Origin of the sequence: Tabrizicola sp., from assembly GCF_041911175.1 — a bacterium.
Classification (GTDB): Bacteria; Pseudomonadota; Alphaproteobacteria; order Rhodobacterales; family Rhodobacteraceae; genus Tabrizicola.
The window spans coordinates 1-8,919 of record NZ_JAYRPN010000063.1 but is presented as its reverse complement, the minus strand read 5'-3'; the positions used below and the strand labels follow the sequence as shown (position 1 = coordinate 8,919).

At 66.2% G+C, this 8,919-nt stretch carries 10 protein-coding genes and 1 tRNA gene; 6 read left to right on the top strand and 5 right to left on the bottom strand.

The window, feature by feature from the left end:
• From ACE3P6_RS08445 to ACE3P6_RS08435, 3 genes are all read left to right on the top strand, one after another.
• On the top strand, window positions 1–1,236 hold a 1,236-nt coding region (locus ACE3P6_RS08445; RefSeq protein ID WP_374393747.1), incomplete at its 5' end, for a cobaltochelatase subunit CobT.
• 38 nt (window positions 1,237–1,274) lie between these two features.
• Window positions 1,275–3,074, top strand: coding sequence for an aminopeptidase P family protein (locus tag ACE3P6_RS08440; protein ID WP_374393746.1), 1,800 nt, complete (start codon window positions 1,275–1,277; stop codon window positions 3,072–3,074).
• Between the two features lie 11 nt (window positions 3,075–3,085).
• Complete coding sequence (locus ACE3P6_RS08435) at window positions 3,086–3,427, top strand: DUF427 domain-containing protein (RefSeq protein ID WP_374393744.1); 342 nt, start codon at window positions 3,086–3,088, stop codon at window positions 3,425–3,427.
• On the opposite strand, the gene ACE3P6_RS08430 is transcribed toward ACE3P6_RS08435, so the two are convergent.
• Window positions 3,414–3,824, bottom strand: coding sequence for a SufE family protein (locus ACE3P6_RS08430; protein WP_374393743.1), 411 nt, complete (start codon window positions 3,822–3,824; stop codon window positions 3,414–3,416). The two genes, ACE3P6_RS08435 and ACE3P6_RS08430, sit on opposite strands and share 14 nt — an antisense overlap.
• Before the next feature lie 120 nt (window positions 3,825–3,944).
• Between ACE3P6_RS08430 and ACE3P6_RS08425 the strand changes: the two genes are divergently transcribed.
• Window positions 3,945–4,403 (top strand): hypothetical protein, encoded by a 459-nt coding sequence (locus ACE3P6_RS08425; RefSeq protein WP_374393740.1) that lies wholly within the window; start codon window positions 3,945–3,947, stop codon window positions 4,401–4,403.
• 75 nt (window positions 4,404–4,478) lie between these two features.
• On the opposite strand, the gene rnd is transcribed toward ACE3P6_RS08425, so the two are convergent.
• Window positions 4,479–5,633, bottom strand: a complete 1,155-nt coding sequence (gene rnd, locus ACE3P6_RS08420; RefSeq protein WP_374393737.1) for a ribonuclease D — start codon at window positions 5,631–5,633, stop codon at window positions 4,479–4,481.
• A gap of 129 nt (window positions 5,634–5,762) precedes the next feature.
• On the opposite strand from rnd, the gene ACE3P6_RS08415 reads away from it, so the two are divergent.
• Window positions 5,763–6,128: a YbaN family protein gene (locus ACE3P6_RS08415; protein ID WP_374393735.1), complete on the top strand. Its 366-nt coding sequence runs from the start codon at window positions 5,763–5,765 to the stop codon at window positions 6,126–6,128.
• Here the strand turns inward: ACE3P6_RS08415 and purN are convergent.
• Together purN and purM are read right to left on the bottom strand one after the other, a co-directional pair.
• Window positions 6,117–6,704, bottom strand: a complete 588-nt coding sequence (purN, locus tag ACE3P6_RS08410) for a phosphoribosylglycinamide formyltransferase (protein WP_374393732.1) — start codon at window positions 6,702–6,704, stop codon at window positions 6,117–6,119. The two genes, ACE3P6_RS08415 and purN, sit on opposite strands and share 12 nt — an antisense overlap.
• Window positions 6,701–7,747 (bottom strand): phosphoribosylformylglycinamidine cyclo-ligase, encoded by a 1,047-nt coding sequence (gene purM / locus ACE3P6_RS08405; protein ID WP_374393729.1) that lies wholly within the window; start codon window positions 7,745–7,747, stop codon window positions 6,701–6,703. Before purM ends, purN begins: the two co-directional genes overlap by 4 nt.
• A 114-nt stretch (window positions 7,748–7,861) precedes the next feature.
• On the opposite strand from purM, the gene ACE3P6_RS08400 reads away from it, so the two are divergent.
• Window positions 7,862–7,938, top strand: a tRNA-Ile gene (locus ACE3P6_RS08400).
• Between the two features lie 429 nt (window positions 7,939–8,367).
• Here the strand turns inward: ACE3P6_RS08400 and xerC are convergent.
• Window positions 8,368–8,784 carry a tyrosine recombinase XerC gene (gene xerC, locus ACE3P6_RS08395; RefSeq protein WP_374393728.1) on the bottom strand — a complete coding sequence of 139 codons (417 nt, stop codon included), beginning with the start codon at window positions 8,782–8,784 and terminating at the stop codon, window positions 8,368–8,370.
• Window positions 8,785–8,919: the final 135 nt, after the last annotated feature.

The window sequence follows — 8,919 nt, the reverse complement described above, 5'->3', positions numbered from 1 at the left end:
CTGGGCGACGACCCGGACGCGCCCGAGGATGCGGGCGACGACCAGGCCGAGGAGGATCAGGATTCGCCGGACAGCGCCGGGGAGGAGCAAGAGGAGGGCGAGGACTCCGAGGCTTCGCCCGAAAGGTCGCAGGACGAGCAGCAGGATCAAAGCCAGGCGCAGGTCACGATGGAGGACAGCGCCGACATGGAACAGGGCGACGAGGCGGAGCTGCCCGAGGGCGAGGCGCCGCTGGAGCCGCCGCCCCCTGCCCCGCATTCCGACGCCGACCCGAACTATGTCGTCTACACCACGGATTTCGATGAGGAAATCAAGGCCGAGGACCTGGCCGAACCGGCGGAGCTGGAGCGGCTGCGGGCCTATCTTGACCAGCAGTTGGAGCCGCTGAAAGGGGCGGTGTCGCGGCTGGCGAACAAGTTGCAGCGCCGCTTGCAGGCGCAGCAGAACCGCAGCTGGGAGTTCGACAAGGAGGAAGGCATCCTCGACGCCGGGCGGCTGGCGCGGGTGGTGGCGAACCCGACGACTCCGCTAAGCTTCAAGTGGGAGAAGGACACCGAGTTCCGCGATACGGTGGTGACGCTGCTCTTGGACAACTCCGGGTCGATGCGCGGGCGGCCGATTTCCATCGCGGCGATCTGCGCCGACGTGCTGGCGCGCACGCTGGAGCGCTGCAACGTCAAGGTGGAGATCCTGGGCTTCACCACGCGGGCCTGGAAGGGTGGGCAGTCGCGCGAGCGTTGGCTGGCTCAGGGGCGGCCGCAGATGCCGGGGCGGCTGAACGACCTGCGGCACATCATCTACAAGTCGGCGGATGCGCCCTGGCGGCGGGTAAGGCCGAACCTGGGGCTGATGATGAAGGAAGGGTTGTTGAAGGAAAATATCGACGGCGAGGCGCTGGAATGGGCGCACCGGCGGATGATGGCGCGGCCCGAGCTGCGGAAGATCATGATGGTGATCTCGGACGGGGCGCCGGTGGATGATTCGACCTTGTCGGTCAACCCCGCGAATTACCTGGAGAAACACCTGCGCGACGTCATCACGATGGTCGAACGGCGCCGGGCGGTGGAACTGATCGCCATCGGGATCGGCCATGACGTGACACGCTATTATCAGCGCGCGGTGACGATCACCGATGTCGAGCAGCTGGCGGGGGCGATGACCGAGCAGCTGGCGGGTCTGTTCGAGGTGGACCCGAAGAAGCGGGCCCGCGCGATGGGGATGCGGCGCGCAGGGTGACGCGTCGTCATTGAGTATTTGGACCAAGAGGAAGCCGCATGTTCCAGACATTCGACAGTCCTGCCTCGCCGGACCAGGGGCCGCCGCGGCTGGCGGCGTTGCGGGCGAAGCTGGGGGCGATGGGGCTGGACGGCTTCCTCGTGCCGCGGGCGGATGTGCATCAGGGCGAATATGTCGCGGCGCGGGACGAGCGTTTGCAATGGCTGACCGGGTTCACCGGGTCCGCCGGGTTCTGCATCGTGCTGCCGGCTGTGGCGGGGGTGTTCATCGACGGGCGCTACCGGACGCAGGTGAAGGCGCAGGTGGACCTGGGGTCGTTCACTCCGGTGCCCTGGCCGGAGGTGAAGCCGGGGGACTGGGTGAAGGAAACCCTGGCCTTGGGGCGGGTGGGGTTCGACCCCTGGCTGCATACCCGCGAGGAGGTCGAGCGTCTTGAGAGATCGCTTGAGGGAACGGGCGTAACGCTTGTTCCCGTCAGCGAAAACCCGGTTGATGCGATCTGGCCGGATCAGCCTGCGGCGCCCGTCGGCAAGGCCTTCGTGCATCCGCTGGAGCTGGCCGGGGAAAGCCATGCGGCGAAGCGGGCTCGATTGGCGGAGGGGTTGCGCAAGGCGGAGCAGAAGGCGGCGGTGGTGACGCTGCCGGATTCGCTTTGCTGGCTGTTGAACCTGCGCGGAGCGGATGTGCCGAAGAACCCGGTGTTGCATGGCTTTGCGCTGCTGCATGACGATGCGCGGGTCGATCTGTTCGTGAATCCGGCGAAGCTGGACGATACGGTGCGGGCGCATCTGGGGCCGGAGGTTTCGGTGCATCCGGTGGAGGGGTTCGCCGGGGCGCTGAAGGGGCTGGCGGGGCCGGTGCGGGTGGACAAGGGGACGGCGCCGCTGGCGGTCTCGGATATCCTGAAGGCCGCGGGGGTGGAGGTTGCCTGGGGCGATGATCCCTGTCGCTTGCCGAAGGCCTGCAAGAACGCGGCGGAGATCGCGGCGACGCGCGAGGCGCATCTGCGCGACGGGGCGGCGATGGTGGAGTTCCTGTGCTGGCTGGACGAGCAGGCTCCGAAGGGTGGGCTGACGGAGATTTCGGTGGTGCAGGCGCTGGAAGGGTTCCGGCGGGCGACCAATGCGCTGCATGACATCAGCTTCGACACCATCTGCGGCGCGGGCCCGAACGGGGCGGTCATCCACTACCGGGTGACGGAGGAGACCAACCGCCCGGTCCTGGACGGGGAACTGCTGCTGGTCGATTCGGGGGCGCAGTATCTGGACGGGACGACGGACATCACCCGCACGGTGGCGGTGGGCGATCCGGGAGTCGAGGCGCGGGAATGCTATACGCGGGTGTTGCAGGGGCTGATCGCGATCAGCCGGGTGCGGTTTCCGAAGGGGCTGGCGGGGCGGGACATCGACGCGCTGGCGCGGTTCAACCTGTGGGTGGCGGGGCAGGACTACGACCACGGGACCGGGCATGGCGTGGGGGCGTTCCTGAGCGTCCACGAGGGGCCGCAGCGAATTTCCCGCGTGTCGGAGGTGCCGCTGGAGCCCGGCATGATCCTGTCGAACGAGCCGGGCTACTATCGCGAGGGCGCCTTCGGCATCAGGCTGGAGAACCTGATCGTGGTCGAGGAGGCCCCCGCGCTTGGCGACAACCGGGCGCAGATAGCCTTCGAGACGCTGACCTTCGTCCCCTTCGACCGGCGGCTTATCCTTGTGCAGGAGTTGTCACCGGGGGAACGCCGGTGGCTGGATGCCTATCACGCCGAAGTGCTGGAAAAGCTTGGCAAACGGGTGTCCGGTGCTACGCTTTCCTGGTTGAAGGACGCCTGCGCCCCGATCTGAGGAGCATCCGAATGGCCGGTCACATCACGATCACCCCCGTCGACAGGCCGGTCACGGTGCGGGCGGGGTCGACGCTGCTGGGCCGCAGCGAGCGGGCGCTGGAACTGCGCGAGGGCGGCTATCCGCCGGTGATCTATGTCCCGCGCGAGGATATTGACATGCGGCGTCTGGTCAGGACGGATCACGCGACGAAATGCCCGTGGAAGGGGCAGGCCAGCTACTTCTCGATCAAGGGCGATTTCGGGATGCTGGCCAATGCGGTCTGGACCTATGAGGAGCCGAAGGAGGATGTGGCGGCGATTGCCGGGCATCTGGCCTTCTACCCCGACCGGGTGAAGGTCACGCGCGACTAGCGGCTTCCTCGCGGATGCGTTGCACCATCGCGCGGAGGCCATTCGAGCGCTGGCTGGAAAGGTGCTCGTTCAGGCCCAACCGGCCGAGTTCGGCCGGGGCGTCGACCTTGGCCACCTCGGCGAGCGGCAGGCCGGAGTAGAGCGCGTGCAGGACGGCGATAAGCCCGCGGACGATCATCGCGTCGCTGTCGCCCTGGAAGTCGAAATGCCCGCCCTCGATCATCGGACGCAGCCAGACCTGGCTGGCACAACCCTGCACTTTCAGCGCGGGCACCTTGAAGCTGTCGTCCAGGGGCGGCATCGCCTTGCCCAGTTCGATGACATGGCGGTAGCGGTCTTCCCAGTCGTCGAGGAAGTCGAAGGTTTCCGCGATGTCTTCGAAGGCTTCGGTGGCCATTGGCAGCTCCTTGATGCCGCTGAGGTAAGCCCGGCGACGGCAAAGGTCCAGCCCGAGACTAGCGCTTTTCAAACGCGGTGCCATCGGCTACCCAAGGGGCACACGTTCAGGATGCTTGCCATGCCCGTTTCCCGCCGTCACGTCGTTCTTGGTCTGGCCGTCGCCCTTGCGGGCTGCGGGAAGGTGCGGGACAGCAAGCTGAACCCGTTCAACTGGTTCAGGAAATCCAAGCCGCGCGAGACGATCGTGCTGCCGGGCGCTGAGACCGATCCGCGTCCGCTGGTCGATACGGTGCTGTCGATGCAGGTGGAGCCGATCCCCGGCGGCGCGGTGGTGCGCGCACGCGGCGTGACGCCGACGCAAGGCTGGTGGAACGCCGAGCTGGTGAAGCGGGATGTCGAGGAGGAGGGCGTGCTGGTCTACGAGTTCCGCCTGCAGTCGCCCCCCGACAGGACGGATGTCAGCACGCAACAGTCGCGCGAGATCGACGTGGCGATCTACCTGTCGGACGTGAAGCTGCAAAACGTGCACGAGATCGTGGTGCAGGGCGCGAAGAACGCACGGTCGGCGCGGCGGTAGGGACGATTTCTTCGAAGAAATCGGTTCGGAGCCTTCGAAGGCTCCGGTTCGGACTTTTCGAAAAGTCCGGTGGCGCTACAGATGGACGACGCGGACCTCGTTGCCCTTGGCCGAGAGCGCGATCTCACCCTTGCAGAGGCGCATCGCGTCGTCGCCGAAGGCCTCGCGCCGCCAGCCGTTGAGAGCGGGCAAGTCACGGTCGCCGGCGGCAATCTGGTCCAGCTCGGCGGAGGAGGCGATCAGCCGGGGCGCCACGCCAAGCGATTCCGACTTGGCCTTGAGGAGCACGCGGAGAAGGTCGGCCAGGGCCGGGTTCACCTGCATCTGTTCGCGGGAGTGATCCACCTTCGGCATGTCCTCGGGCTTCATCTCCAGCCCTTCCTTCACCGCGGCAAGGATGCCGTCGGCGATCTCGGGCTTGCGGCCTTCGCGCAGGAGGAGGCGGGAGCGGCCGAGTTCCTCGGTCGAGGTGGGCCGGGTCGAGGCGAGTTCCAGAAGCGCGTCGTCCTTCATCACGCGGGAGCGCGGGACGTTCTGGGACTGGGCGTAGGTTTCGCGGAACCGGGCCAGCGCCTTGACCACGGCCAGGAAGCGGCCCGAGGTGGTGCGGGTCTTGATGCGCTGCCAGGCCTCATCGGGGTGCACGGTATAGGTCGCGGGGTCGGTCAGGAGCGACAGTTCCTCGGCCACCCAACCGGCGCGACCGTTCTTCTTCAGTTGCGCGGCGAGGAATTCGTAGATCACCCGCAGATGGGTGACATCGGCAATGGCATAGTCCTTCTGGGCGTCCGACAGGGGCCGCCGCGACCAGTCGGTGAAGCGCGAAGTCTTGTCGAGGTTGGCCTTGGCGATGCGTTTGACCAGCGTCTCGTAGCCGACCTGTTCGCCGAAACCGCAGACCATCGCGGCGACTTGCGTGTCGAAGAGGGGCTTCGGGAAGGTGCCGCCTTCGACGAAGAATATCTCCAGGTCTTGCCTTGCAGCGTGGAAGACCTTGACGGTCGCCTCATGCCGGAAGAGGTCGTAGAGCGGTTCCATCGACATCTCCGGCCCCTCGATCGGGTCGATCAGGACGGCCTCGCCCGCGCCGGGAAGCGCCATCTGGATCAGGCAGAGCTTCGACCAGTAGGTGCGTTCGCGCAGGAATTCGGTGTCGATGGTGACGAAGGGCTGGGACTTGGCAAGGTCGCAATAGGCAGCGAGGTCTTCGGTCGTGGTGATCGTGCGCATGGCCGCCCTTTCGGTCACGGGGTCATCCCGTCCTGTTCGCGCCTATAGGCGGGTCGGGGGAAAAAGGGAAGAGGCGGGGTTGCGGTTGCCGGGTGGGCGTGGCTTGCTGGCGCTATGGTGGAGGGCGCGATGCGGGTCCTATGGCTGGCGGCGGGGCTGGCGTTCACGGCGCTTGGCATCATCGGGGCCTTCCTGCCGGTCATGCCGACGACGGTCTTCCTGCTGGCGGCGGCGGCCTGTTTCGCGCGGTCCTCGCCCCGGCTGCATGGCTGGCTTCTGGGTCATCCGGTCTTCGGCCCGCCGATCCGAAACTGGGAGGAGCATCGCGCGATTTCGCGTCCGGCGAAGCGACTGGCGGTGGGCAGCATGGCGGCGGTCTTCGCGCTGTCGCTGCTGCTGGGATTGTCGTGGAGGGTGCTGCTGGCGCAGGGGCTGCTGATCGCGGTCGGTGCGGGGTTCGTCCTGACGCGACCGGACGGGCCGTCAGGGGAGTAGCACGGGGGTCCGGTCGCCCGCGGCGAAGCGGCGGAGGACGGCCGGGTAAAGCTTGTGCTCCAGCGTGAGGACGCGGGCGGCGAGGCTGTCCTCGGTGTCGCCGGGAAGCACGGGCACGCGAGCCTGGCCGAGCATGGGGCCGGCGTCGAGGTCGGCGGTGACTTCGTGGACGGTGCAGCCCGCTTCGGTGTCGTGGGCGGCAAGGGCGCGGGCGTGGGTGTTGAGGCCGGGGTATTTCGGCAAAAGCGAGGGGTGGATGTTCAGCATCCGGCCCTGGTAGCGGCGGATGAAGCCCGGGGTCAGGATGCGCATGAAGCCTGCGAGGCAGATCATGTCGGGACGGGCGGTGTCGATCAGGCGGGAAAGCTCGGCCTCGAAGGCCTCGCGGGTCGGATAGGCGCGGTGGTCGAGAGCGGCGGTGGGAACGCCAAGCGCGGCGGCCTTGGTGAGGCCCCCGGCGGTGGGATCGTTCGAGGCGACGAGGACGGGGCGGGCGGGATGGTCGCCCACCATGTCGCGGACCAGTGCCAGCATGTTCGAGCCACCCCCGGAAATCAGGATGGCGACGCGCTTCACAGCAGCCTGCCCCGGTAGACGACCCCCTGCCCTTCGACGATCCGGCCCATCCGGGTGACGGTCTCGCCTTCGGCTTGCAGGAGTCGGGTCAGGGCCTCGGCGCGGTCCTCGGAGACGACGAGGATCATGCCGATGCCGCAGTTGAAGGTCTTCAGGAGTTCCGGCTCCGACATGTTCGCGGTGGTGGCGAGCCAGCGGAAGACCGGGGGCAATGCCCATGCGCAGAGGTCGATCTCGCAGGCGAGGCCTTCGGGCAGGACACGCGGCGGGTTCTCGGTCAGCCCGCCGCCGGTGATATGGGCGAGGCCGTGGACGCCCCCGGCGCGGACGGCGGCAAGGGCCTGCTTGACGTAAAGACGGGTGGGCGTGAGGAGCGCTTCGCCGAGGGTGCCTTCGGAGAAGGGCGAAGGGGCGTCCCAGCCGAGGCCGGAAAGCTCCACCACCTTGCGGACGAAGCTGTAGCCGTTGGAATGCACGCCCGAGGAGGCGAGACCGAGGAGGACGTCGCCCTTCTGCACCCCGGCTGGCAGTTCAGCGCCCCGCTCCATCGCGCCGACGGCGAAGCCCGCAAGGTCGAAGTCGCCCTTGTGGTACATGCCGGGCATTTCGGCGGTTTCCCCACCGATCAGCGCGCAGCCAGAATCCGCGCAGCCCTTGGCGATGCCGGTGATGATGCGGGTGGCTTCCTCGACCATGAGCTTGCCGGTGGCGAAATAGTCAAGGAAGAACAGCGGTTCCGCGCCCTGGCAGACGAGGTCGTTGACGCACATGGCAACAAGGTCGATGCCGATCGTGTCGACATGGCCGGTGTCGATGGCGATCCTCAGCTTGGTGCCAACGCCGTCGGTCGCGGCAACGAGGATCGGGTCCTGGTAGCCCGCGGCCTTGAGGTCGAAGAGCGCCCCGAAGCCGCCGAGGCCGCCCATCACGCCGGTCCGGCTGGTGGATTTGGCGGCGGGCTTGATCCGGTCGACGAGGGCGTTCCCGGCGTCGATGTCCACGCCTGCGTCGGCATAGGTCAGCCCGTTGTGGCCCTTGGTCATCTGCCTGCCCTTTCGCGCGGAATCGATTGCGGCCCGCATAGACGATTGCCCGCGGGCGCGCAACGAGGGCAAGCTTGACCACCTCTCCCGTTCTGCTAGGCAAGGCCAAGCTACGGGCCTGTAGCTCAATTGGTTAGAGCAGGGCGCTCATAACGCCTTGGTTGGGGGTTCGAGTCCCTCCGGGCCTACCAGCGACACTGAAGTTATTGAAGAAATCGTCAGGTGGGCACAGAGGTGGGCGCAGATTTGCGCCCACCCTATCTAATCGTCTATGTGGGGACTACCAAGCCGGGGTGTTGATGCCTGAACCCACGTTGTGGTCAGGGCATATGGGGAGAACGCGACGATATGATCGCGGAAGCTGCATCATGGTCTGGCCCACCCAAGCCAATCGGCTAAGGCCATGAAACTGTTGTAATTGGGAACACACAGCATCATGTCGCGCCCCGCGCTACCAAAGTGAATGTTTACAGTCCGTTGATCGGAAGGACGATCCGGAAGCAGGGTGACCCGCTCGGCGTTCGGCATCAGGAATCAGCCGCCGAACGTAGAGCCGGACCCTTTGGCGTGGAGGCACGCGAATGCCACTTCCCTGGGTGAATCGTAGGATTGCCAGCACCCTATTCGATGATCTTCCCCAAATCGATCCGATCCATTGCGGCATCGACAAGCTTCCGACGGTCTACACTGCGGGTGTAGATTTCTGACGTCTTGGGGTCGCTGTGGCCGTGTAGGGCCATGATTTCGTATTGGGTGCAGCCTGCCTCAGCCAAGAAGGTGCCGACTGCCTTTCTGATACCATGTGACGACAGATCGTCCGGCAACCCAGCTTCCCGGCACCAAGTCCGGAACCGATTGCCGAAACCATTCTTCGAGAACGGTTTTCCGTAGTCGGTGATCAGGAACGTGTGCTCCCCTGTAGGCGATGCCTTGATGGCAGATGCCAGCGCATCTACCAGGGGCACCACCACCTTGGTGCGATCCCGGAACCCGGTCTTCTCCTGGACAAAAGCCAGATACGACTTTCCGTCTGTCAATCGGCGCGCAAAACTGACCCCTTATCGGCGTCCAAAATTGACCCCCCTTGTGGTGTCGAGATCAGGGCCTGAGCCGACGGAGCTGATCACAGAGTGGAGGCGGGTCAGGCCCTGATCGGTGTCATGCGCGGTTTT